Source organism: Pseudarthrobacter enclensis (assembly GCF_030811655.1).
In the GTDB taxonomy this organism is placed as follows: domain Bacteria; phylum Actinomycetota; class Actinomycetes; order Actinomycetales; family Micrococcaceae; genus Arthrobacter; species Arthrobacter enclensis_A.
This window is the reverse complement of the sequence record NZ_JAUSRE010000003.1, coordinates 189,822-212,510: the sequence shown is the minus strand read 5'-3', so window position 1 is coordinate 212,510 and position 22,689 is coordinate 189,822. Positions and strand designations below refer to the sequence as shown.

Genomic DNA, 22,689 nt, shown 5'->3' with positions numbered 1-22,689 from the left:
CTTGTCGTCGGTAACGCGAAAACTCAAGACTTAACCGCCGGGTTGACCTCGGACTTGCTGATGGCGCCCTCGGAGTTGCCCCAGCCGTCCAGGATCTTCTTGTAGGAGCCGTCCTGCATCAGCTTGGTGACGGTCTTCTGGATGACGTCTGCCCAGGCGGTGTCAGCCTTGGCCACGGCAATGCCCTGCGGAGCGGAGTCGTAGACGTCGCCCAGCTTCTCAAGCTGGCCGTTGGTCTGGGTCAGTGCGTAGCCGATGATGGGGGAGTCGGCGGCCATGGCGTCGATGCTGCCGTTCACCAGGCGGGTGGTGACATCCGTCTGGTTCTTCAGTGTGACGATGTCGATCGGCTTCTTGCCGTCAGCAACGCACTTCTTGTTCCGGTCGGCCAGGTCCGGGTCTTCCTGGACGGTGCCGGTCTGCACGCCGATGGACTTGCCGCACACGTCGTCCAGGGAGAACTTGTTGGGGTTGCCCTTCTTCACGGCCCAAGCGGTGCCCGCGTTGAAGTAGCTGACCATGTTCACTGCGCCCAGGCGCTCCGGGTTGATGGTGAAGGAGGAGATGCCCAGATCGTATTTGGGGCCCAGTGCCGGGAGGATGCCGGTGAACTCCGCGGTCTGGACCTGTACCTTCAGGCCCAGGGTGGCGCCGATGGCCTTGGCGATGTCAACGTCGTAGCCGACAGGAGTCTGGCCGTCCGGACCGAGGAATTCGGCGGGGGCGTAGCTGGTGTCGGAGCCAACGGTGATGGTGCCCTTGGACTTGATGGCGTCCGGGACCATGGCGGCCAGGGCGTCGTCCTTCTTGACCGTGGTGGGATCAAAACTGGTGCTGGCGCTGGCCGATGAGGAGGCCGCGCTGGAGGGACCCGTTTCCGAGGCGTTGGTGCACGCTGAGAGGGCCAGGGCGCTGATGGCGATCATAGTGGCGGCGGTCAGCTTGGTGGTGCCCAGGAGGGTACGGGGAGTCTGCATTTCTTACCTTTTGTTGCAGGGGCTATGAGGTACTAACGCGGCTTATAGTGTAACGCTCAACAAGAGAGGTACGTCACACGCAACTAAGTTTCACTATTGGATAACTGTAATGGGGTGAAAATCAACCCCTTCCGCGACGGACTTGTCTGGCATCCCGGACTTCTTACCCATTCGGGCGGGAAAGGAACGTCAGCTGCTGATGCCCAGGGACTCGAGCATCGGCCGGAACTTGGCCCATGTCTCCGCCAGTTCAGCCTCCGGCTGGGAGCCATCCACGATGCCGCAGCCGGCATACAGCCGTACGGTGTCTGCAGCTTCGATCACGGCACCGCGCAGCGCAATGCCCCACTCACCGTTTCCTGCAGCGTCCAGCCAGCCCACGGGTCCGGCGTAGGGGCCGCGGTCCAGATGCTCCAGCTTGCGAATCAGTTCGCCGGCCACCAGCGTGGGGGTACCGCAGACTGCGGCGGTGGGATGCAGGGCGTTGATCAGGGCCAGGCAGGTGGGGACGTGGCCTTCCACCTCGGTGAGTTCGGCCTTGACGTCGGACGCCAGGTGCCACACGTTGGGCAGCTCCAGGATGAAGGGCTCATCGTGGGCATTCATCGCCTCCGAGAACGGCGCCAGCTGCTTTGTCAGCGACTGGATGGCGATCTCATGTTCGTGCCGCTGCTTTTCCGAGCCGGCCAGCACGCGCGTTGCGTAGTCCATCGGCGGCCCGTCCTCGCCATGCGCGTCCCGGCGGTCCAGGGTGCCGGCCAAAACGCGGGCCTGGGCGGTGCGCCCCTCCACCTGGATCAGCATCTCTGGGGTTGCCCCCACCAGTCCGTCCACGCCATAGGTCCAGCATTCCCGGTACCTGGCGGCGAGCTCGCGCAGCACGTCTGCTGCATGTACGCCGGAAGGAATAGTTGCCACCACGTCCCGGGCCAGCACCAGTTTCTCCAGGGCGCCCGTGCGGATCTCGGCAACACCCGCGGCAACGGCCTCCATCCAGGCTTCCTCGCTCAGCGAGCCTGTATGCAGCGTTGCGCCGGCAGCCAGCGGAAGGGGGCGGACGACGGCGCCGCCTGCCTGGCCGGCCACGTCACCCAGGGAAGCGTCCCCGGCGGAGTCCGCTGCCGCCGTCGTGCCTTCCGCGGCCCGGGCAGCCGCGGAACCGCCGCCCAGCCAGCGGTCCAATACGGCGTGGGCGGTCTCTCCGGTGAGCGGGCCGCCGTCGAACGTCAGCTGGGTAAGCCACGCCTGGTTGTCCCGCACCCCCACCACGATCTCCGGCACGATCAGCCGCGACTCGTGGGCGGAGGTCTTTGAGAAGGCAAAGGAGCCGAAAGCGACCGGTCCGGTGCCGGGCAGCTCCACGGAGTCCGCCACCTCGGCTTCGAGGACCAGGTGCCGCCACCAGATGTCGGCCTCCAGGAACCGGTCGGGCCCCGTGGAGGTGAAGCGTGCGATCTCGCCGAAACCCGCCAGTCCGGCTTCGCGGCGCGTCCAGCAGAGGACATCGTCCCGGACCAGAAACGAAGGCAGTCCCCCGGGGAATGCTTTGCCATCCAGGGGGACCGTCAGGGTGCGGAACGTGCTCGTCATGATGAGACAACACTACTCCCGCGTACACCGCGGCCTTCCCTGTGCCTCCGGCACGCCCGCACAGTGCCTCCGCCGTGAAGCAGGGCTGGTCAGCAGGCTGCCGAACATTTGAGACAATGTCATGGTGAACCGAGCATCCTTGGATAAGCGTCCGGACGAAGTAGCCACGATGTTTGACGACGTCGCACCGAAATACGACGTCGTCAACGATGTCCTGTCCCTGGGGCAGACCCGCCGCTGGCGGAAGATCGTGGTGGACGCCATGGAAGTTTCCAAGGGCCAGCGGGTCCTGGATCTGGCGGCCGGAACCGGCACCTCCAGCGAGCCGTATGCCGATGCCGGCATAGACGTGGTGGCCTGCGATTTCTCCCTGGGCATGCTCAAGGTGGGCAAGCGCCGCCGCCCCGACATCAACTTCGTCGCGGGGGATGCCACCAACCTCCCCTTCGCGGACAACACCTTTGACGCCAGCACCATCTCGTTTGGCCTGCGTAACGTGAACGAGCCCAAGAAGGCGCTGAAGGAGATGCTGCGCGTCACCAAGCCCGGCGGCCGTGTGGTCATCGCCGAGTTCTCGCAGCCCGTGGTTCCGCTGTGGCGCACCATGTACACCGAATACCTGATGCGCGCGCTGCCCGCGATCGCCACCAAAGTGGCCTCCAACCCGGACGCCTATGTCTACCTCGCCGAGTCCATCCGGGCCTGGCCGGACCAGGACCACCTGGCCGCATGGCTGCAGGAGAGCGGCTGGGAGAACGTCACGTACCGCAACCTTACCGGCGGCATCGTGGCCGTCCACCGTGCGTTCAAGCCCGCGGATTCCGCATCCAACGGCGCCGCTGCCGCCATCGCCGCGCACAAGGGCCCGGTGGCCAAGCTGCGCCGCAATATCGTCCGCTGACCTGTGAAGGTACTGATTGTCGGCGCGGGGCCGGCCGGATCCACCGCCGCGTACTACCTGGCCAAGGCCGGCATCGACGTCACGGTCCTGGAGAAGACCTCGTTTCCGCGCGAGAAGGTGTGCGGCGACGGGCTGACCCCGCGCGCCGTCCGCGAGATCCAGAAGCTGGGCCTGCCGCACCCCGAGAACGACGGCTGGCGGCGGAACAAGGGCCTGCGCCTGATCGCCGGCGGCCGCACCATCGAGCTGCCCTGGCCCGAGGTGTCCGATTTTCCGCAGTACGGGCTCATCCGGACCCGGCTGGGCTTTGACGAGGAACTGGCGCGGCACGCTGAGGCTGCCGGCGCCACCATCCTCGAGCGGCACAGCGTCACCGATGCCCTCCGGAACGACGCCGGCCGCGTCACCGGGGTCCGCGCAGCGCTCCTTGACGGGTCCGGACGCAAGACGGGGGAGACGCGCGAGTTTCCTGCCGACGTCGTCCTCGCTGCCGACGGCAACTCCACCCGCACCGCCGTGTCCCTTGGGATCCAGAAGCGTGACGACCGCCCCCTCGGCGTCGCCGTCCGCACCTACTTCACCTCGCCGCGGACCGATGACGACTGGATGGAAGGCTGGCTGGAGCTTCCCGGCCGCGACGGGAAGCTGCTGCCCGGCTACGGCTGGGTGTTCGGCGTGGGCGACGGCACCTCCAACGTGGGCCTGGGCATCCTGAACTCCTCCAAGGAATTCGGCAAGCTCGACTACAAACAGGTCCTGCGCGAGTGGACCGCCGGGATGCCCGCCGAGTGGGGCTTCACGCCGGAGAACCAGGTGGGCGAGATCCGCGGCGCGGCCCTGCCCATGGGCTTCAACCGCACCCCGCACTACTCGCCCGGCCTGCTCCTGCTCGGCGACGCCGGCGGCATGGTCTCCCCGTTCAACGGCGAGGGCATCTCCTACGCCATGGAATCGGCGCGCTTCGCCGCGGAATTCATCATCGACGCCTCCTCGCGCTTGGCTGCCTCGGGCGGGGCGTACGACGCCGACGCGCACCTGTCGAGGTACGCGGACTACGTGCGGGGCCAGTGGGGATCGCACTTCACCCTGGGCCGGGCCTTCGCCGCGCTGATCGGGAAGCCCGCCGTCATGAAACTGGCCCTCCGGACCGGCATGCCGATTCCGGTGCTGATGAGGTTCGTGGTCCGGCTCCTCGCCAATCTCACGGACCCCGCCGCGAAGGGCTTCGAGGACCGGGTGATCCGCGTCCTGGAAGCGCTGGTTCCAGCCACATCCAATACCCCGCCAGCTCCGAACCAGCGGTATCCGCAACAAAAAGTTAGGGTTAACCCGTGACCAAATCCGCAGACCACAGCTGGACGCACGCCGGGCACGGCCTGCCGGACTCCGAACCCAGCCTCAACACCACGGCCATCGCCACCGGACTCCAGCTGCCGGCAGGCTTTGCGGCCATCGCGGGGGATGCCGAGCTGGGCCCGGCCATCACCACCAACCTGGCCAAGGTGGAGAAGAAACTCCGCGAAGCCATCGCCAACTCGGATCCCCTGGCTGACGCAACGTCGCGCCATCTGGTGGAAGCCGGGGGCAAGCGTATCCGGCCGCTGCTGACCCTGCTCTGCGCCCACCTCGGTGACGCGTCGCTGCCCGCCGTGGTGCAGGCCGCCGTCGTAGTGGAACTGACCCACCTGGCTACCCTTTACCACGATGACGTCATGGACTCCGCCCCGCTGCGCCGCGGAGCGCCCACGGCGCACGAGGTGTGGGGCAACTCGGTGGCTGTCCTTACCGGTGACCTGATCTTTGCCCGCGCCTCCATCCTGGTCTCAGAGCTGGGCGGCCGCGCGCTCGGCATCCAGGCCCGCACCTTCGAACGGCTCTGCCTGGGCCAGCTGCACGAGACCGTCGGCCCGCGCCCCGGCGAGGATCCGGTGGCGCACTACCTGTCGGTCATCGCTGACAAGACCGGCTCGCTGGTGGCGGCCTCAGGACAGTTCGGTGCCATCTTCTCCGGGGCCGACGCCGCCTATGAGGACGTGCTGGTGGAGTACGGGGAGAAGGTGGGCGTGGCGTTCCAGCTCGCCGACGACGTCATTGATGTCACCGGCGTCAAGGTCAAGTCCGGCAAGTCGCCGGGGACGGACCTCCGCGAAGGGGTGCCCACCCTGCCGGTGCTGCTCCTGCGCAAGGCCGCCGAGGATGGCGACCAGTCCGCCGTCGACCTTTTGACGCTCATCGACGGCGACCTGTCCTCCGACGAAGCCCTGGCTGCCGCCGTCGCAGGCCTGCGCGAGCATCCGGTCACCGCCGAGTCCTGGGTAGTGGCGCGGCAGTGGGCCGACGAGGCCATCGCCGCCCTGGCGCCGCTGCCCGATGGCGTGGTCAAGGAGTCCTTGTCCAACTTCGCGCGGGCAGTGGTGGACCGCGCCAGCTGATTTTCAGGCAGGAGCCCCGGTGCCGCTGGTGTGAGTTTGCCACCCGGTGCCGGGCTTCCTGCTTTAACGGGATAGCCCCGGTTCCCAGCATCCGAAGTTGCTGTGAACCGGGGCTATCTCTCCGTTCGCATCAGACCCGCCGGAGGCGTTTAGCGGATCCGTGAATAGCTTATGACAGCTTTGTCACAATATGCAAGTCGCTTTTTACCAGGGATGTCATCGGCTTTTCCTGCTGGGCATGCGGCTGTCGTGGGGCATGCGATGGGGGCTCGTTCGGAATGCGTGACTTTTGGGCGCCGGAATTCCCAAACACGCCTGCTTACGGATTGCCGGTCGCAGAAGAAGCGCATAAGTAACGCATTCCGGTTGGCGACGAGGCCGAAGTATCCACATACAACCGCCCTCCACCGGCGGTTGTGCGCTCAGCAGGCCACCATCGACGAATGGACATCACCGATTACCTGCGGCGGCGCGGGGGAGTGGCCCGGTCCGGGGACCTGAGGAAAGCAGGTTTCAGCCGCGCGGGGGTGAGGCAGGCCGTGGAGCTCGGTCTGGTCACCAGAATCCGGCGGGGCATCTATGGAGTGCCGGAGGGAGGCATTCTCACTCCCGCCCTGGCGGCGGGCGGCTGGCTCACATGCCTGTCCGCGGCGCCGGTCTACCAACTCTGGACGCTCACTGAGGCTACGTCAGTACACCTTTGCCGCAGCCACCCGGCCAAAACGCCGGGCCTGACCGACCACGGCCGTCCAAAGCATCCCGCTCACAGTTGGCTCCCCGTGGTTGGCCTTGCAGATGTCCTGCTCCATGCTCTGCACTGTCTGCCGGCATTCGAGGCTCTTGTCATGGTGCAATCAGCTGTGGGAAGCGGCAGTATCTCGTTGGACTTCCTCTATTCAAAATGCTGCGGCCGCCGCAACGGGCCGGTGCGTTCCACCCTCGACCTGGTTATTCCACGGGCCGATTCACTGCTGGAGGTCCTCGCGAACACGCATTTCATTCGTGCAGGATTGCGGGTTAAACGGCATGTGGTGATACCCGGGGTTGGTGAGGTGGACTTCCTGGTGGAGGACCTGATTGTCGTCGAGACTGATGGCGCCACCCATTTTGAGCCAAAATCCGTCAAGCGGGACCAACGGCGCAACAACCGCAGCATTCTGGGCGGCTACTTGGTGCTGCGGTACTACTACGACGATGTTGTTTACGCGCCCGAGTCCATGGTGGCTGAGGTGATGGCAGTGCTGGAACTCTGGCGAAGCGGACACGTTCCTGCCGGTGTGCGGCCGGAGGCGTGACCGGAATGCGTAGCTTACGTACTGCTGCTGGGCCGGCGCCCGTGCAAACTCAGTGGGCGCGGGAATCAGCAGGCCTGAAAGTGACGCATTCCGGGTAGGCGAGGCCTACTCTTCCTCTTCGTCCTCGAACGCCCACTCGAACATGTCGAAGACGAACTCCGAGAAGGTGCCTTCCTCTGACTTCCACTGGCCGCGGGCATTGTTGCGGCGGTACACGATGGGGTCCGGGACGCTGAGGTCGCCTACGCGGAAGCCCCAGGTGAACTGTTCCTCTTCATCCTCGAGGAACATGAGGATGCCCTCGTCATCGACTTCGAGCTCCTCGGGGTCCCAGAAGTAGTGGTACGCCTCCATGAGGTCCTCGCAGCCGCCCAGGGCCAGGTAGAACTCGCGCAAAACCAGGGGGATCTGGAACTGGTGGTCGGCAAGGGCCTTGTCCAGTTCCTCGGGGGTCAGGCCGTCCGCTTCCTGCCATTCATCCTCGAGATACTTCGGAACAAGCGCTTTGAACTTCTCGAGGAACATGTCAGTCATGCTCATATCCTAGCCAATCAGGACCACCCCAAAATGACAGGCAGGATAACTCTCAGAGCCCCGAATCGGTGGCCCGCCGGTGCCAGCCCCGGACGGCCAGGGGCGCCTGCCAGGACCGGCGCCATGCCAGGACCCGGAACGTGAAAACCACGGCGGCGATTCCCGCGGCGGTCAGCACGTTGAACACGCCCAGGACCCACAGCACCGCGGTCAGGGAGGAACCCAGGAACGCCGGCAGCGCATAGATGTCTTTTGGGTTGAACAGCTCCGGAACCTCGTTTGCCGTGATGTCGCGCAGCAGCCCGCCGCCCACGGCCGTGGTCACGCCCAGCAGCACCGATGCCACAGGGTTCAGTCCGGTGGCCAGGGCCTTGAGCGTGCCGGTCATGCAGAACAGGGCCAGGCCTGCGGCGTCGAAGAGGATCAGCAGGGACGTGTACCGCTGGACGCTGGAGAACAGGAAGAACACCAGGACCGTGGCCAGTAGCGGGGGTGCCAGGTACGCGGGGTTGGTGAAGGCTGCCGGAACGATGACGAGGATGACATCGCGGATCACGCCGCCGCCCAGGCCCACCAGTGATGCCAGGAGCAGGGATCCGACGATGTCGATCTGCTTCCGCGCCGCCAGCAGCGAGCCCGAGACGGCAAAGAAGAACACGCCCAGCAGATCCAGCCACACCGGGGAGTTGTCAAAGGCGAATGTCATGGGGCGTCCCGGGTATTTCAAAGAGCGCGGACAGGGCGGCTCCAACGTTACGCTAGCCCCTATGAACAGCCCCATCATGATCGCCTGCGCCCATGGGACGTCGAACACACAAGGAGCTGCCGAGGTCAACGCCCTGCGGGCCGCCATTGCGGAACTGCGCCCCGGGCTTGACGTCCGCGAAGCCTATGTTGACGTCCAGCAGCCTGACCTGGTGGACGTGGTGGCAGGCCTGCCGGAGGGGGAGGCCGCCGTCGTTGTTCCGCTCCTGCTGAGCGTGGGCTACCACGTGAAGGTGGATATCGCCCGAGCCGTGAAGAGCCGGCCGGGCAGTGCCGCCGCCGCGCCGCTCGGCCCCGACCCGCGCCTTGCCAAACTCCTGGACCAGCGGCTGCGCGAGGCCGGCACCACGGACAACGACGTGATTGTCCTGGCTGCCGCGGGTTCGTCCAATCCCAACGCTGCCGTCAGTGTCGAGGAGCTGCTGGGCCAGCTTCAGCAGCTCCGGTCCAACCGGATGGTGGCAGCCTATGGTGCCTCCGCCCAGCCGTCCGTGCCCGACGCCGTCGCCATGCTCCGCGAGGAGCTCGCCGGAGGTGCCGGTGCGGGGGAGTCCGCCGGAGCGGTCGACGTCGGCGGGCGCGTGGTGGTTGCCTCGTACCTCCTGGCGCCGGGCTTCTTCCACGACCAGCTGGCCAAGGCGGGTGCCGACGTCGTCACCGAACCCCTGCTGCCGTCCCCGGTACTCGCCGAGATTGCGCTGGACAGGTACGACGCCGCCGTCGCCACCCTGAACCAGATGACCGTGGCGCCCGCTCCGGAGGTGCCCTCCCCACCCCAAAACCAGGCTCCGGCCGATGCACAGCAGGGTGGGTTCTTCAAGGCCGTCCGGCGTTTCGTGACGAAATATTTCCCTAGGTGACTTAGCGTTTCCGGGCCTTTGTGACGGTATTCGGCCCCGCCCTACAGTCGATGCATGACTGATACAGCTCTAGCCGGAGCGTCGGCGGATTCCGCTGCCGCCAAGCGCCCCGCCCGCCCGTCCCGCCCCGCCGCAAAGCCGCACGGGCAGTGGAAAGTGGACGGCAAGACGCCGCTGAACGCCAACGAAACCTGGAAGCAGGAAGACGACGGCCTGAACGTCCGCGAGCGTATCGAGTCCATCTACGCCAAGGAAGGCTTCGACGCCATCCCCAGCCAGGACCTGCACGGCCGGTTCCGCTGGTGGGGCCTCTACACCCAGCGCAAGCAGGGGATCGACGGCGGTAAGACCGCCACGCTGGAACCGCACGAGCTTGAAGACAAGTACTTCATGCTCCGGGTCAGGATCGACGGCGGCGCGCTCACCACCGAGCAGCTGCGCGTCATCGGACAGATCTCCGTGGACTTTGCCCGCGACTCCGCCGACGTCACCGACCGCCAGAACATCCAGCTGCACTGGATCGAGGTGGAGAACGTCCCCGAAATCTGGCGCCGGCTCGAAGCGGTTGGCCTGTCCACCACCGAAGCCTGCGGCGACGTCCCGCGCGTGATCCTTGGTTCGCCCGTGGCGGGCATCGCCAAGGACGAGATCATCGACCCCACCCCTCTCATCGCGGAGCTGGGGGAGCGGTTCATCGGCAACCCGATCGTGTCCAACCTGCCGCGCAAGTACAAGACCGCCATCACCGGCCACCCCAGCCAGGACGTGGTCCACGAGATCAACGACATCGCCCTGGTGGGGGTCCGCCACCCGGAGCTCGGCGCAGGCTATGACCTGTGGGTGGGCGGCGCGCTGTCCACCAACCCGATGCTGGGCAAGCGCCTTGGCGCCTTCGTCCAGCCCGACCAGGCCGCAGACGTCTGGCTGGGCGTCACCAGCATTTTCCGCGACTACGGCTACCGCCGCATGCGCACCAAGGCCCGCCTGAAGTTCCTCCTGGCAGACTGGGGCACGGAGAAGTTCCGCCAGGTCCTTGAGGACGAATACCTGGGCTACAAGCTGGCCGACGGCCCGGCAGCGCCCAAGCCCGCCACCCCGGGCGACCACGTGGGCGTGCACGAACAGAAGGACGGCAAGTTCTTCATCGGCGCCACCCCGCTGGGCGGCCGCCTGTCCGGCTCCGGCCTGGTCAAGCTCGCCGACACCCTGGAGGCCCGCGGCTCCTACCGGCTGCGCACCACCCCGCACCAGAAGATCGTGGTGCTGGACGTCGATAAGCAGCATGTGGAGCCGCTCATCGCGGAGCTGGACGCCCTGGGCCTGTCCGCCCGACCGTCCGTGTTCCGCCGCGGCACCATCGCGTGCACCGGCATCGAGTACTGCAAGCTGGCCATCGTCGAAACCAAGATGACCGCCGCCACGGCCGTGGCCGAGCTGGAGCGCCGCCTGGCCGACCTCGCCGACTCGGGCCAGCTGCCCGCAGCCCTGTCGCTGCACATCAACGGCTGCCCCAACTCCTGCGCCCGCATCCAGACGGCGGACATCGGTCTCAAGGGCATGATGCTGCCAACGCCCGACGGCGATCCCTCCCCGGGTTTCCAGGTGCACCTGGGCGGCGGCCTGGCCAACAACGACCGTGAGGAAGCAGGCCTGGGCCGCACCGTCCGCGGCCTGAAGGTGTACGTCGACGACCTGCCCGACTACGTGGAGCGCGTGGTCCGGCGTTTCGTGGCCGACCGCGCCGAAGGCCAGACCTTCGCCGAATGGGCCCACGCAGCAGACGAGGAGGCACTGCAGTAATGGCAAAGCATCTCGCACCCGCACCCAAGCTCCGTTCCAAGGAAGAGCTCAAGGCCCTGGCCGAAGCCGGCGCCGCCGAGCTCGGCTGGGACGCTCCCGCCCGGGACGTGATCGCCTGGGTGGCGCGCAACTTCGACCTGCCCGCCGTCGCCGTCGCCTGCTCCATGGCCGACGCCGTCCTGCCGGCCCTGGTCGCGGACCAGATGCCCGGCGTCGACGTCCTGTTCCTGGAGACCGGCTACCACTTCCCGGAAACCTACGCCACCCGTGACGAGGTAGCCGCAAACCTCCGCGTCAACGTGGTGGACGTGCTGCCGGAGAACACAGTCGAGCAGCAGGACCGGCTGCTGGGCAAGGACCTCTTCGCCCGCGACGCCGCCCAGTGCTGCGCCCTTCGCAAGGTGGCGCCGCTGCAGCGCACCCTGGCCGGCTACGAACTTTGGTTCACTGGCGTCCGCCGCGACGAGGCCCCCACCCGTACCAACACGCCGCTGGTCAGCTGGGACGAGAAGAACGGCCTGGTCAAGGTCAACCCCATGGCTGCCTGGACGTTCGACCAGCTGGTCCAGTACTCGGACGACAACCTTTTGCCCGTCAACCCGCTGCTTTCCCAGGGTTACCCTTCCATTGGCTGCCAGCCCTGCACCCGCAAGGTGGCGCCCGGCGAGGATCCCCGCGCCGGCCGCTGGGCAGGAACCGACAAGACAGAATGCGGACTACACGTATGAGCACTTCACTTACCGAGGAGACCCAGGTGACCGAGGCCGGCGTCTCAACCCGACTGTCCAGCCTGGACACCCTTGAGTCCGAGGCCATCCACATCATCCGCGAGGTGGTTGCCGAGTTCGAGAAGCCCGCGCTGCTGTTCTCCGGCGGCAAGGACTCCGTGGTGATGCTGCACCTGGCCACCAAGGCGTTCTGGCCGGGCAAGGTGCCGTTTCCCGTGCTGCACGTGGACACGGGCCACAACTTCCCCGAGGTCATCGCCTTCCGCGACCGCACCGTTGAGCGCCTGGGCCTGAAGCTGGTGGTGGGCTCCGTGCAGGAGTTCATCGACCGCGGCGAGCTGGCAGAGCGCGCCGACGGCACCCGCAACCCGCTGCAGACCGTCCCGCTGCTGGACGCCATCCAGCAGAACAAGTTCGACGCCGTGTTCGGCGGCGGCCGCCGCGACGAGGACAAGGCCCGCGCCAAGGAGCGCATCCTGAGCCTCCGCGACGAATTCGGCCAGTGGGACCCTCGCAACCAGCGCCCAGAGCTGTGGAACCTCTACAACGGCCGCCACACGGTGGGCCAGCACGTCCGCGCGTTCCCCATCAGCAACTGGACCGAGCTGGACATCTGGCGCTACATCGAGCGCGAAAACATCGAGCTGCCCGGCCTGTACTACGCCCACCAGCGCGAGGTCTTCGCCCGCGACGGCATGTGGCGGGCTGTGGGTGAAGTCTCCCAGCCCCGCGAGGGCGAAGAGGTCATCACCAAGACCGTCCGCTACCGGACCGTGGGCGACATGTCCTGCACCGGTGCCGTGGAGTCGAACGCCTTCACGGTGTCCGACGTCGTGGTTGAAGTTGCCGCCTCCACCCTGACCGAACGTGGCGCCACCCGCGCAGATGACCGCATCTCCGAGGCCGCCATGGAAGACCGCAAGAAGGATGGGTACTTCTAATGACCACGATTTCTGAGATCCCGGCGGGCTCAATCAACGAAGCCCTGCCCACCACCCTCTTCCGCTTTGCCACCGCGGGATCGGTCGACGACGGCAAGTCCACCCTGGTGGGCCGCCTCCTCCACGATTCCAAGGCCATCCTCGCTGACCAGCTCGACGCCGTCGCCCGCACCTCGGCCGACCGCGGCTTCGGTGGCGACAAGGGCGGGATCGACCTGGCCCTGCTGACCGACGGGCTGCGCGCCGAACGCGAACAGGGCATCACCATCGACGTGGCCTACCGCTACTTCGCCACCGACCGGCGCAGCTTCATCCTTGCCGACTGCCCCGGGCACGTGCAGTACACCAAGAACACGGTGACGGGCGCATCCACTGCGGATGCCGTCGTCGTACTCATTGACGCCCGCAAGGGTGTCCTGGAGCAGACCCGCCGGCACCTGTCCGTGCTGCAGCTGCTGCGCGTGGCGCACGTGATCGTGGCCGTGAACAAGATCGACCTGGTGGACTTCAGCGAATCCGTGTTCCGCGACATCGAAGCCGACGTGCAGCAGGTGGGCCGCGAACTGGGCCTCGGCGCGGACGGCATCTCCGACCTCCTGGTCATCCCGGTCTCGGCGCTCGACGGCGACAACGTGGTGGACCGCTCGGAACGGACCCCCTGGTACACCGGCCCCGCCCTGCTCGAGGTCCTCGAAACCCTCCCGGCCGCGGATGAGCTCGAAAGCCACCTGGAGAGCTTCCGCTTCCCGGTCCAGCTGGTCATCCGGCCGCAGGGCGCCCTGGCTCCCGACGCCGTCGCCGCAGGCCTGGACGTGGAGGCGTACCGCGATTACCGCGCGTATGCCGGGCAGATCACCGAGGGGTCCGTGAAGGTGGGGGACCAGGTGTCCGTGCTGACCCCCGGCCAGGCGCCGCGGACCACCACTGTGGTGGGCATCGACTTCGCCGGTGCCTCGCTGGCGGAAGCCGCCGCCCCGCAGTCGGTGGCCATCCGGCTGGCAGATGAGTTCGACGTCGCCCGCGGTGACACCATCGCCGCCGCCGGCACCGTCCGCGAAGCCTCCGCCGACCTGTACGCAGCCCTGTGCTGGCTCTCGCCCAAGCCGCTGCGCGAAGGCCAGAAAGTCCTGGTCAAGCACGGCACCCGCACCGTGCAGGCCATGGTCCGCAGCGTGTCCGGGAAGCTGGACCTGGCCACCTTCAAGCTCGAGGGTGCCTCCAACCTGGAGCTCAACGACATCGGCCACGCGCAGCTCCGGCTCGCCGCGCCGCTGCCGCTGGAGAACTACCTGCACCACCGCCGCACCGGCGCGTTCCTGGTCATCGATCCGCTGGACGGCAACACGCTGGCCGCCGGCCTGGTCAAGGACCACCCGGGCGACCACGAGGACGAGCGCTACAGCATCTAGGCTCATCCAATTCGCCGGAACCCTGCGGGGTCGCCGTTCCTGAACGGCGATCCCGGCAGCGTTCCGGCGAATTGGCGGTTAAAGGCAGGACTAACCGCGCCCCTCGAGGATCGCCTTGAGCCGCTGCAGGTCCTTCCGGTTCTCGCGGCGCATCATCGGTTCCAGGACCAGCCCGGCCAGCCGGGAGAAACCCGAGGGGCTCCCGCTGTTGCCAAGCGTCATCCGGGTCCCGCCGCCGTCGTCCGTCCACGTGTAGGTGGTCTGCATGGGAAAGGGGCCCTGGTCCGTGCGCATCACCAGCTTGTCGCCCGGGACGTACTCCACGAACTCGTACGTGTAGTTGAGCTCCCGGCCCAGGAACTTCGCGGTGAAGGCTACCTTCGAGCCCGGGCCCAGCGGGCCGCCGTCCAACCGCTGCGAGGAATGGATGTTCACATACCACCGGGGCGCGTTGTCCGGGTCCGCCGCGAAGTCCGCCACGTCGGCGCGCGGCCTGTCGATGTGGATTTCCGTCTGGACGTCGACCATGGCTGCTTCTCCTCTCGAAGGCGGGGTTAGCCTAGGACTTACCCTAGTCCTGGTCACCGCGGCGGGAGGCGGCAGTGGAAACCATCAGCCCCAAGCTCTTGAACTGGGCGTCCATCCTGGATGACAAGACCCGCCAGCAGGCGGTCATGACGGCGGACCTGCCGTTCATCTACCCGCACCTTGCGCTGATGCCGGACGCGCACCTGGGCAAGGGTGCCACCGTGGGGTCGGTTATTCCCACGCTCCGCGCGATTATCCCCGCCGCGGTCGGCGTGGACATCGGCTGCGGGATGATCGCCGTCCGCACCCAGTACTCCGTGCAGGACCTGCCAAAGGACCGGAAGAGCCTCCGGGAGGACATCGAACGGGTCATTCCGTTGTCTGCGGGACACAACAACAAGACCGTCCTTCCCACGGCGGAGTCCCGGATCGCCGAGCTGAAGCGGCGGGCGGCGAAGGCCGGCTTCAACCCGGCCCAGTACGTGGCCAAGTGGGAGCTGCAGCTGGGCTCCCTGGGCTCGGGCAACCACTTCATCGAAGTCTCGGCGGATGAGCACGACAGCGTATGGCTCTTCCTGCATTCGGGCTCGCGGGGCATCGGCAACAGGATTGCCCAGCACCACATCGGCCTGGCACGGCACGTCGGCCGCAAGCACCAGGCCTACCTGCCTGATCCCGACCTCGCCTATCTGGACGAAGGCACGCCCCAATTTGACCGGTACATCGCCGAACTCCGCTGGGCCCAGCACTTCGCGCTGCTGAACCGGGAGGAGATGATGGACCGCGTCACCGCCCAGTTCAGCCGCTGGGTGGGCGGGAATGTGCGGGAGCTGGAACGGATCAACTGCCACCACAACTTCACGGAGCAGGAGACGCACTACGGCAAGCGGGTGTGGGTATCCCGCAAGGGCGCCATCAAAGCCGGCCTCGGCGATCCCGGACTGATCCCCGGGTCCATGGGAACGGCGTCGTATGTGGTGGAAGGCCGCGGCAACCCGGCGTCCCTGAACTCCTCCCCGCACGGCGCCGGCAGGGAGTACTCCCGCAACGCGGCCCGGAAGACCTTCACACTGGCGGAACTGAAGCGGGCCATGCGGGGGATCGAGTTCCGTGCGTCGGAGGCGTTCATTGATGAGATTCCGGCTGCGTACAAGCCGATCGATCAAGTCATGCAGGACGCCGCAGACCTGGTGACGGTGCGGCACAAGCTGCGGCAGCTGGTCAACGTCAAAGGCAACTGAATGCGTGAAACCGGGTGGCAGCGCGGCCAAATGTGACGCTAGATGAACGTGCGTGACCCCCCGTTTCCGCGTCATTGAACGGGTTTGGGCCACTCCCTATGGTGAAACAATGACTAGTTCCAAGCCCGGGATGACCCGCATCGTGGCCGGCGAAAGCGCGGTCCCGAAGCGCAAGCGCGCCATCGAGGCTGCCCTGGCCCTCGGGCTTGTCCTGCTGATCGCCGTTGGGGCCGTAGTGGCCTCGAACCTCTCGCGCAATTCCGAAGCCCAGGCCGCCGAGCCCACCCCGGCAGCGGAGCTGAAACTTGGCTACTTCGGCAACGTCACCCACGCCCCGGCCCTGGTGGGCGTCAAGAAGGGCTTCCTGGCCGAGGCTTTGGGAAGCACCAAACTCAGCACCGAGACCTTCAACGCCGGACCGGCCGCGATCGAAGCCCTCAACGCCGGAGCCATCGACGCCGCCTACATCGGCCCCAACCCGGCTATCAACTCGTTCGCCAAGAGCCAGGGCGAGTCGGTGCGCGTCGTCGCCGGCGCCGCTGCGGGCGGTGCGCAGCTGGTGGTCAAACCCGGGATCACCTCGGCCGCGGACCTCAGGGGCAAAACCCTCGCAACGCCGCAGCTCGGCGGCACCCAGGACGTCGCCCTCCGCGCCTGGCTCACCAGACAGGGCTACAAGACCGGCGTGGACGGCAGCGGCGACGTCGCCATCAACCCCACGGACAACGCCCAGACCCTGAAGCTGTTCCAGGACGGAAAGATCGACGGCGCGTGGTTGCCTGAGCCGTGGGCCTCCCGCCTGGTGCTCCAGGCCGGAGCGAAGGTGCTGGTGGACGAAAAGGACCTGTGGGACGGGACCGGAACGGGCAAGCCCGGCGAGTTCCCCACCACCATCCTGATCGTGAACCAGAAGTTCGCCGCGGAGCACCCGGACACCGTCAAGGCCCTGATCAAGGGCAACGCGGACTCCGTGGCCTGGCTCAACTCGGCGCCCGCGGTTGAAAAAGCCGACGTCATCAACGCGGCCCTGCAGGAGTCCGCCGGTGCAGCCCTGCCCGGCGATGTCCTGGCCCGGTCCCTGGCCAACATCACCTTCACCCTCGACCCGCTGGCCGGCAGCTACCCCAAGCTGCTGCAGGACGGCGTGGACGCAGGCACCACCAAGAAGGCCGACATCAACGGCCTCTTCGACCTCCGCGCGCTCAACCAGGTAACCGGCAGCGCCAACAAGATTTCAGCAGCCGGCCTCGGCCAGGACTGACCCACCCAACTAGCTAAGGACGCCACCATGCCAGTGGTACTGGAACACCTGGGCAAGCGCTTCGGCGACGGCGCCCCGGTACTGGACGACGTCAACGCCAACATCCGGCAGGGCGAGTTCGTTGCCCTCCTCGGTGCCTCCGGCTGCGGTAAGTCCACCCTCCTGAACATCATCGCGGGACTTGAAGCGCCGACGTCGGGCGCCCTGGAAGTGCCCAGCGACGGTGCCGCCTTCATGTTCCAGGACGCGGCTCTGTTTCCCTGGCTGACCGCCCGGGAGAACATCGAGTTGGCCCTGAAGCTCCGCGGCGTGGGCAAGGCCGAACGCCGCGCCAAGGCCCAGGAGCTCCTGGAACTGGTACACCTGGGTTCCGCGGGGGACAAACGCCCGCACGAACTGTCCGGCGGCATGCGGCAGCGCGTCTCCCTGGCCCGCTCACTGGCCCAGGACCGGCAGCTGCTGCTCATGGACGAACCCTTTGCCGCGCTCGATGCCATCACCCGCGACCTGCTGCACGACGAACTGGAACGCATCTGGAAGGAAACCGGGCGCACCATTGTTTTCGTCACGCACAACGTCCGCGAGGCCGTGCGCCTGGGCCAGCGCGTCCTGCTGCTGTCTTCCCGCCCCGGCCGCGTGGTCCAGGAATGGGCCGTCACCGAGGAACACCGAACCGACGCCGGGCTCGCCGGCCAGCTGACCGGGGTCATCACCGCCCGGCTGCGGGAGGAGATTCGCCGCCATGCCAAGTAAGTCCCTGTCCGGCTCCGCGCCGAATGCCGCCCCCGCCCCTTCGCCGGACGGCTTCCGTCCTTCGGACGAAGCGTCCGGCTCCGGAAGGCCCGATGCCACTCCCTGGGCGGCAACCGGCGCTGCGCCCGCAGCCCACGTGCATGCCGCCTTGACCCGCACGTCCAGCGGGCACGAGGACCTCCGGGAGCTGGAGTCCGGCCTGGATTCCCTGCAGTCCGACGCCGACCGCAAGCACCGCATTGACTGGAGCCGCATCCTGCTGCCCGTGGCTGCCCTGGTGGTCCTGGTGCTCGTTTGGCAGTTCTACGTCTCGCTCGGCGTGAAGCGGCGGGACCTGGTTCCCGGCCCGCTGGACGTGGTGGGCCAGATGGGGCTGCTCTGGAGCGAAGGCAAGCTGCAGCAATCCATGTGGACCTCCCTGCAGCGCGGTGTGGTGGGCTTCCTGATCTCGGTTGCGATCGCCACGCCGGTCGGCCTGCTGCTGGCCCAGGTCGCCCCGCTGCGGCGCGCCTTTGGGCCCCTCATCTCCGGGCTGCAGGTCCTGCCCTCCGTGGCGTGGGTCCCGGCCGCCATCATTTGGTTCGGCCTCACGGACGCCACCGTGTATTTCGTGGTGTTCATGGGTGCCATCCCGTCCATCATCAACGGGCTGATTTCGGGCGTGGACCAGATTCCGCCGCAGTACCGCCGGGTTGGAACGGTCCTGGGTGCGTCCCGGCTCCAGATGGCCCTCCAGATTGTCCTTCCGGCCGCGCTGCCTGGTTACCTGGGCGGCCTGAAGCAGGGATGGGCCTTCTCCTGGCGCTCCCTCATGGCCGCGGAGATCATCGCCGTGGGCGGCACCATCGGCTTCGGCCTGGGCTCCCTGCTGGACCAGGGCCGCACGCTTTCCGATATGTCCGTCGTCATGGCCGCCATCCTGCTGATCCTCGGGGTCGGCATCCTCATTGAACTGCTGGTCTTCGGGCCCATCGAGAAGCGGCTCCTCCGCAGCCGGGGCCTCCTGGCCGGCAGCACCCGCTGACCCAGCCCCTCCAAACGCACCGCTAGAGCCCGACGGCGACCTCCCGCCGTCGGGCTCTTGCCGTTCCTGACGCGTTTGCGTGTCTTTTGGCCTGTCCCTATGAAGTCCACCTGCACCGGTGCGGCCGCCAGTCGGTGCAGGTGCCAAAAGTTTCGCATTTGGGTCCGGCTGATTGGGCAGGAGTGCCTCGCGCCATACCGCCCCCATGGCAGACTGGCGCCATGACCGCCAGCTTCGTATGCCGCACCGAGTCGCCCCTGGCCGTGGAAGAGCTGTTCGACAGGGCGCGCAGCATCGACCTGCACCTGGACTCCCAGAAGGACTCGGGGGAGCGGGCGGTGGCAGGAGTGACTACCGGCCTGATCGGGGACGGCCAGGAGGTCACCTGGCGGGCCCGGCACTTCGGGCTCCCGCTCACCATGACCAGCCGCGTCACCCAGCTGGACTTCCCCCGCAGCTTCACGGACGAACAGGTCAAGGGCCCGTTCAAGGCCTTCCGCCATGTCCACGAGTTCGAACCAACAGCCATGGGCAGCGTCATGACGGACCGCGTGGTGTTCACCGCCCCGCTGGGAGCGCTGGGCGGCGCCGTCGAACGCTTCGTCCTGGCCAGGTACCTCAGAAAGCTCATCACCGCGCGCGGCCACTTCCTGGCTGGCTGGAGCCAAAACCCTTTGTGACGCAGCGTTACCTTACGTGAACTGGTGTTGCTCGGCCTTTGTTGGGCAATGTGACGCGGCCATACCGTTGATCCATGGCAATTCAGGACATTTATCCCACCGCGCTGCGGCTGCTCGGCCGCCCGGTGCTGGTGGTGGGCGGCGGCCCCGTTGCTGCCCGCCGTGCCAAGGGACTGCTCGACGCCGGTGCCGTGGTCACCGTCGTGGCCCCGGTTGCCTCGCCCGCGCTCCAGGAGATGGTCGACGCCGGCCTGCTCACCTGGGAAGCGCGCCCCTACCTTTCAACTGACATCGACGGCGCCTGGTTCGTCCAGACCGCGACCGGCGACGCGGAAGTGGATGCGAAGGTCTCGTCCGACGCCGAGGCCCAGCGGATCTGGTGCGTTAACGCCTCCAACCATGAAGCGTCAGCCGCCTGGACCCCGGCCGTCGCGGAGGTGGACGACGTCAAGATCGCTGTCAACGCCGGGGGAGACCCCCGCCGCGCGATGGCCGTCCGTGACGCGGTGGCCACCGCCCTGGAGACCGGCGATCTCCCGCTGCGCCGCCGCCGCGCCCACCAGGGAAGCGTGGCGCTCGTGGGCGGCGGTCCCGGCGACACCGGCCTCATCACCGTGAAAGGCCGCCGGCTCCTGGGCCAGGCGGACGTCGTGGTCGCCGACCGCCTGGGACCCCGCGAACTGCTGACTGAACTCGCCCCCGACGTCCGCGTCATCGAGGTCGGCAAGACGCCCGGCCACCACCCCGTGCCGCAGGCGGAGATCAACCGCATCCTCGTTGAGGAGGCCCTCAAAGGCCACCGTGTGGTCCGGCTCAAGGGAGGGGACCCCTACGTCCTGGGCCGGGGCGGCGAGGAGGCCGAATACTGCCGGCAGCACGGCGTCGAAGTGGAAGTGGTTTCCGGCGTTACGTCAGCCATCTCCGTTCCCGCCGCCGCCGGCATCCCGGTCACGCACCGCGGCCTGGCCAAGGGCTTCAGCGTGGTCACTGGCCACGAGGAACTGTCCGAGATCCCGGCCCGCGCAGACCACACCATCGTCCTGCTCATGGGAGTGGGCCAGCTGCGCGAATCCGCGTCCGCGCTGGGCGAAGCCGGACTGCCCCTGGACACCCCTGTTGGTATCGTGGAAAACGGCTATTTGCCGGACCAGCGCGTCACCATTGGCACGCTCGGCTCCATTGCCGACCAGGCCCAGGCCGCCGGCGTCGCAAATCCTGCCGTTGTTGTCATCGGTGACGTGGTGCGCGTAAGCCCGTTCGCGCCGGCGCACTTCAAAACCGCTGACTACAGCACCACCACCCCGAACAGCCCCCGCAAGACCGCCCTTACCCACTGAAACCCATCGATTGCTCCGTAACTGCCGTTATGAGCCTTCAAAACGGCGATAACTCAGCAATCGATGCAGAAGAAAAGGAACACAGCCGTGTCATCCAGCACTACCGTAGGTTCTGCCGAACGTCCGCTGCGCGTCGCCGTCGTGGGCTCCGGCCCGGCCGGCGTCTACGCCGCTGACATCCTCACCAAGAGCGAAGCCGTCAAGAGTGGCGAGCTGACCGTCAGCATCGACCTCTTTGACCGCTACCCGGCACCCTACGGCCTGATCCGCTACGGCGTGGCCCCGGACCACCCCCGCATCAAGGGCATCGTCAACGCCCTGCACAAGGTGCTGGACCGCGGCGACATCCGCTTCTTCGGCAACGTGGACTACGGCACGGACCTCACCATCGAGGACCTGCGCACCCACTATGACGCCATCATCTTCGCCACCGGCGCCATCAAGGACGCGGACCTGAACATCCCCGGCGTGGAGCTGGAGGGCTCGTTCGGCGGCGCCGACTTCGTCTCCTGGTACGACGGCCACCCGGACGTCCCGCGCGAATGGCCGCTGGAGGCCAAGGAAATCGCGGTCATCGGCAACGGCAACGTGGCCCTTGACGTGGCCCGCGTCCTGTCCAAGCACGCGGACGACCTTTTGGTGACCGAAATCCCGGACAACGTCTACGCCGGGCTGAAGAACTCCCCCGTCACCGACGTGCACGTCTTCGGCCGCCGCGGCCCCGCCCAGGTGAAGTTCACCCCGCTGGAGCTGCGCGAGCTGTCCCACTCCAAGGACGTGGACATCATCCTGTACCCGGAGGACTTCGAGTTCGACGAGGAATCGGACCGCCAGATCCAGACCAACAACCAGACCAAGACGATGGTGGGCACGCTTACCAACTGGATCGCCGAGCAGCCGGAGGACCTCTCCGAGCTGAAGGCTTCCCGCCGCCTGCACCTGCACTTCCTGCACAGCCCGGTGGAGATCTACGACGACGCCGAGACCCCGGGCAAGGTTGCGGGCATCAAGTTCGAGCGCACCGAATTGGACGGCACCGGCAACGCCCGCGGCACCGGAGAATTCGTGGACTACCCTGTCCAGGCCGTCTACCGCGCCATCGGCTACTTCGGCTCCGCCCTGCCGGACGTCGAGTTCGACCACAAGAAGGGCGTGGTAACGAACGACGGCGGCCGCGTCCTGGACGCCGACGGCCAGCACGTGCCCGGCCTCTACGCCACCGGCTGGATCAAGCGCGGACCGGTCGGCCTGATCGGCCACACCAAGGGCGACGCCCTGGAAACCGTGACCTACCTGCTGGAAGACCGCGAAAACCTCCCGGTGGCTTCCGCCCCGCAGGAGGACGCCGTCGTTGAACTGCTCGATGCCCGCGGCGTGAAGTTCACCAGCTGGGAAGGCTGGCTGGCACTGGACGCCCACGAGCTCGCCCTCGGTGCTGCGGCCACCGAGGCCGGCGGCTCGCACGGCGTCGAGGTCAAGCGTGAGCGCATCAAGGTGGTGCCGCGCGGGGACATGGTGGACATCTCCCGCGACGGCGTCTCCGCCCAGGTCTAGAACCCAGCTCTAGGACCTGAAAGCCGGTTAGCGGCTAAAAGCGAAGGAACCCCGGGGCCATTGGTCCCGGGGTTCCTTC

Annotated in this window: 21 protein-coding genes; 16 read left to right on the top strand and 5 right to left on the bottom strand. The window is 67.1% G+C overall.

Annotated elements, in window-relative coordinates:
* Positions 1–23: 23 nt before the first annotated feature.
* Both J2X98_RS04390 and J2X98_RS04385 read right to left on the bottom strand, forming a co-directional pair.
* Positions 24–977 (bottom strand): ABC transporter substrate-binding protein, encoded by a 954-nt coding sequence (locus tag J2X98_RS04390; protein WP_141942956.1) that lies wholly within the window; start codon positions 975–977, stop codon positions 24–26.
* A 189-nt stretch (positions 978–1,166) separates the two neighbouring features.
* Complete coding sequence (locus J2X98_RS04385; protein WP_307304631.1) at positions 1,167–2,567, bottom strand: isochorismate synthase; 1,401 nt, start codon at positions 2,565–2,567, stop codon at positions 1,167–1,169.
* A 124-nt stretch (positions 2,568–2,691) separates the two neighbouring features.
* Between J2X98_RS04385 and J2X98_RS04380 the strand changes: the two genes are divergently transcribed.
* The 4 genes from J2X98_RS04380 to J2X98_RS04365 all read left to right on the top strand — a co-directional run bounded on the left by J2X98_RS04380 (position 2,692) and on the right by J2X98_RS04365 (position 7,195).
* Positions 2,692–3,468, top strand: coding sequence for a demethylmenaquinone methyltransferase (locus tag J2X98_RS04380; protein ID WP_307304882.1), 777 nt, complete (start codon positions 2,692–2,694; stop codon positions 3,466–3,468).
* A 3-nt stretch (positions 3,469–3,471) separates the two neighbouring features.
* The gene (locus J2X98_RS04375; protein WP_307304627.1) at positions 3,472–4,803 is read left to right on the top strand and encodes a geranylgeranyl reductase family protein; all 1,332 of its coding nucleotides are present in this window, start codon (positions 3,472–3,474) and stop codon (positions 4,801–4,803) included.
* Positions 4,800–5,900: a polyprenyl synthetase family protein gene (locus J2X98_RS04370; RefSeq protein WP_141942948.1), complete on the top strand. Its 1,101-nt coding sequence runs from the start codon at positions 4,800–4,802 to the stop codon at positions 5,898–5,900. Before J2X98_RS04375 ends, J2X98_RS04370 begins: the two co-directional genes overlap by 4 nt.
* Positions 5,901–6,343: 443 nt before the next feature.
* Positions 6,344–7,195, top strand: a complete 852-nt coding sequence (locus tag J2X98_RS04365; protein WP_307304622.1) for a type IV toxin-antitoxin system AbiEi family antitoxin domain-containing protein — start codon at positions 6,344–6,346, stop codon at positions 7,193–7,195.
* A gap of 105 nt (positions 7,196–7,300) precedes the next feature.
* On the opposite strand, the gene J2X98_RS04360 is transcribed toward J2X98_RS04365, so the two are convergent.
* Positions 7,301–7,729 carry a hypothetical protein gene (locus tag J2X98_RS04360; RefSeq protein ID WP_307304620.1) on the bottom strand — a complete coding sequence of 143 codons (429 nt, stop codon included), beginning with the start codon at positions 7,727–7,729 and terminating at the stop codon, positions 7,301–7,303.
* Positions 7,730–7,781: 52 nt separating this feature from the next.
* Positions 7,782–8,435, bottom strand: coding sequence for a trimeric intracellular cation channel family protein (locus J2X98_RS04355; RefSeq protein WP_141942942.1), 654 nt, complete (start codon positions 8,433–8,435; stop codon positions 7,782–7,784).
* 61 nt (positions 8,436–8,496) lie between these two features.
* Here J2X98_RS04355 and J2X98_RS04350 point away from each other — a divergent pair, with 61 nt between their 5' ends.
* The 5 genes from J2X98_RS04350 to J2X98_RS04330 are packed head-to-tail and all read left to right on the top strand — an operon-like array spanning position 8,497 to position 14,232.
* Positions 8,497–9,354, top strand: a complete 858-nt coding sequence (locus J2X98_RS04350; protein ID WP_307304617.1) for a sirohydrochlorin chelatase — start codon at positions 8,497–8,499, stop codon at positions 9,352–9,354.
* A 54-nt stretch (positions 9,355–9,408) separates the two neighbouring features.
* The gene (locus J2X98_RS04345; protein WP_307304615.1) at positions 9,409–11,154 is read left to right on the top strand and encodes a nitrite/sulfite reductase; all 1,746 of its coding nucleotides are present in this window, start codon (positions 9,409–9,411) and stop codon (positions 11,152–11,154) included.
* Positions 11,154–11,882 (top strand): phosphoadenylyl-sulfate reductase, encoded by a 729-nt coding sequence (locus J2X98_RS04340; protein ID WP_307304612.1) that lies wholly within the window; start codon positions 11,154–11,156, stop codon positions 11,880–11,882. Before J2X98_RS04345 ends, J2X98_RS04340 begins: the two co-directional genes overlap by 1 nt.
* The gene (gene cysD, locus J2X98_RS04335; RefSeq protein ID WP_141942934.1) at positions 11,879–12,823 is read left to right on the top strand and encodes a sulfate adenylyltransferase subunit CysD; all 945 of its coding nucleotides are present in this window, start codon (positions 11,879–11,881) and stop codon (positions 12,821–12,823) included. Before J2X98_RS04340 ends, cysD begins: the two co-directional genes overlap by 4 nt.
* Entirely contained in the window at positions 12,823–14,232 is a 1,410-nt protein-coding gene (locus J2X98_RS04330; protein WP_307304608.1) for a sulfate adenylyltransferase subunit 1, read from the top strand. Before cysD ends, J2X98_RS04330 begins: the two co-directional genes overlap by 1 nt.
* Before the next feature lie 90 nt (positions 14,233–14,322).
* Here J2X98_RS04330 and J2X98_RS04325 read toward each other — a convergent pair whose 3' ends face one another.
* Positions 14,323–14,760: an SRPBCC family protein gene (locus J2X98_RS04325; RefSeq protein WP_307304605.1), complete on the bottom strand. Its 438-nt coding sequence runs from the start codon at positions 14,758–14,760 to the stop codon at positions 14,323–14,325.
* Positions 14,761–14,834: 74 nt separating this feature from the next.
* Between J2X98_RS04325 and J2X98_RS04320 the strand changes: the two genes are divergently transcribed.
* From J2X98_RS04320 to J2X98_RS04290, 7 genes are all read left to right on the top strand, one after another.
* Positions 14,835–16,001 (top strand): RtcB family protein, encoded by a 1,167-nt coding sequence (locus J2X98_RS04320; protein WP_307304602.1) that lies wholly within the window; start codon positions 14,835–14,837, stop codon positions 15,999–16,001.
* Between the two features lie 130 nt (positions 16,002–16,131).
* Positions 16,132–17,262, top strand: a complete 1,131-nt coding sequence (locus J2X98_RS04315; RefSeq protein ID WP_307304879.1) for an ABC transporter substrate-binding protein — start codon at positions 16,132–16,134, stop codon at positions 17,260–17,262.
* A 27-nt stretch (positions 17,263–17,289) separates the two neighbouring features.
* Entirely contained in the window at positions 17,290–18,015 is a 726-nt protein-coding gene (locus J2X98_RS04310; RefSeq protein ID WP_141942926.1) for an ABC transporter ATP-binding protein, read from the top strand.
* Positions 18,005–19,039: an ABC transporter permease gene (locus J2X98_RS04305; protein WP_307304597.1), complete on the top strand. Its 1,035-nt coding sequence runs from the start codon at positions 18,005–18,007 to the stop codon at positions 19,037–19,039. Before J2X98_RS04310 ends, J2X98_RS04305 begins: the two co-directional genes overlap by 11 nt.
* A 221-nt stretch (positions 19,040–19,260) precedes the next feature.
* A complete protein-coding gene (locus J2X98_RS04300; RefSeq protein ID WP_307304595.1) occupies positions 19,261–19,719 on the top strand; it encodes an SRPBCC family protein in 459 nt (152 codons plus the stop codon).
* Between the two features lie 74 nt (positions 19,720–19,793).
* Positions 19,794–21,056: a uroporphyrinogen-III C-methyltransferase gene (gene cobA / locus J2X98_RS04295; RefSeq protein ID WP_307304592.1), complete on the top strand. Its 1,263-nt coding sequence runs from the start codon at positions 19,794–19,796 to the stop codon at positions 21,054–21,056.
* Between the two features lie 87 nt (positions 21,057–21,143).
* Positions 21,144–22,610, top strand: coding sequence for an FAD-dependent oxidoreductase (locus J2X98_RS04290; RefSeq protein ID WP_307304590.1), 1,467 nt, complete (start codon positions 21,144–21,146; stop codon positions 22,608–22,610).
* Positions 22,611–22,689: the final 79 nt, after the last annotated feature.

Bases quoted from the DNA above. Each gene is read 5' to 3' on its own strand.
- J2X98_RS04390 (WP_141942956.1), bottom strand. From the start codon at position 977: ATGCAGACTCCCCGTACCCTCCTGGGCACCACCAAGCTGACCGCCGCC.
- J2X98_RS04385 (WP_307304631.1), bottom strand. From the start codon at position 2,567: ATGACGAGCACGTTCCGCACCCTGACGGTCCCCCTGGATGGCAAAGCA.
- J2X98_RS04365 (WP_307304622.1), top strand. From the start codon at position 6,344: ATGGACATCACCGATTACCTGCGGCGGCGCGGGGGAGTGGCCCGGTCC.
- J2X98_RS04360 (WP_307304620.1), bottom strand. From the start codon at position 7,729: ATGACTGACATGTTCCTCGAGAAGTTCAAAGCGCTTGTTCCGAAGTAT.
- J2X98_RS04355 (WP_141942942.1), bottom strand. From the start codon at position 8,435: ATGACATTCGCCTTTGACAACTCCCCGGTGTGGCTGGATCTGCTGGGC.
- J2X98_RS04350 (WP_307304617.1), top strand. From the start codon at position 8,497: ATGAACAGCCCCATCATGATCGCCTGCGCCCATGGGACGTCGAACACA.
- J2X98_RS04345 (WP_307304615.1), top strand. From the start codon at position 9,409: ATGACTGATACAGCTCTAGCCGGAGCGTCGGCGGATTCCGCTGCCGCC.
- J2X98_RS04340 (WP_307304612.1), top strand. From the start codon at position 11,154: ATGGCAAAGCATCTCGCACCCGCACCCAAGCTCCGTTCCAAGGAAGAG.
- cysD (WP_141942934.1), top strand. From the start codon at position 11,879: ATGAGCACTTCACTTACCGAGGAGACCCAGGTGACCGAGGCCGGCGTC.
- J2X98_RS04330 (WP_307304608.1), top strand. From the start codon at position 12,823: ATGACCACGATTTCTGAGATCCCGGCGGGCTCAATCAACGAAGCCCTG.
- J2X98_RS04325 (WP_307304605.1), bottom strand. From the start codon at position 14,760: ATGGTCGACGTCCAGACGGAAATCCACATCGACAGGCCGCGCGCCGAC.
- J2X98_RS04315 (WP_307304879.1), top strand. From the start codon at position 16,132: ATGACCCGCATCGTGGCCGGCGAAAGCGCGGTCCCGAAGCGCAAGCGC.
- J2X98_RS04310 (WP_141942926.1), top strand. From the start codon at position 17,290: ATGCCAGTGGTACTGGAACACCTGGGCAAGCGCTTCGGCGACGGCGCC.
- J2X98_RS04305 (WP_307304597.1), top strand. From the start codon at position 18,005: ATGCCAAGTAAGTCCCTGTCCGGCTCCGCGCCGAATGCCGCCCCCGCC.
- J2X98_RS04300 (WP_307304595.1), top strand. From the start codon at position 19,261: ATGACCGCCAGCTTCGTATGCCGCACCGAGTCGCCCCTGGCCGTGGAA.
- cobA (WP_307304592.1), top strand. From the start codon at position 19,794: ATGGCAATTCAGGACATTTATCCCACCGCGCTGCGGCTGCTCGGCCGC.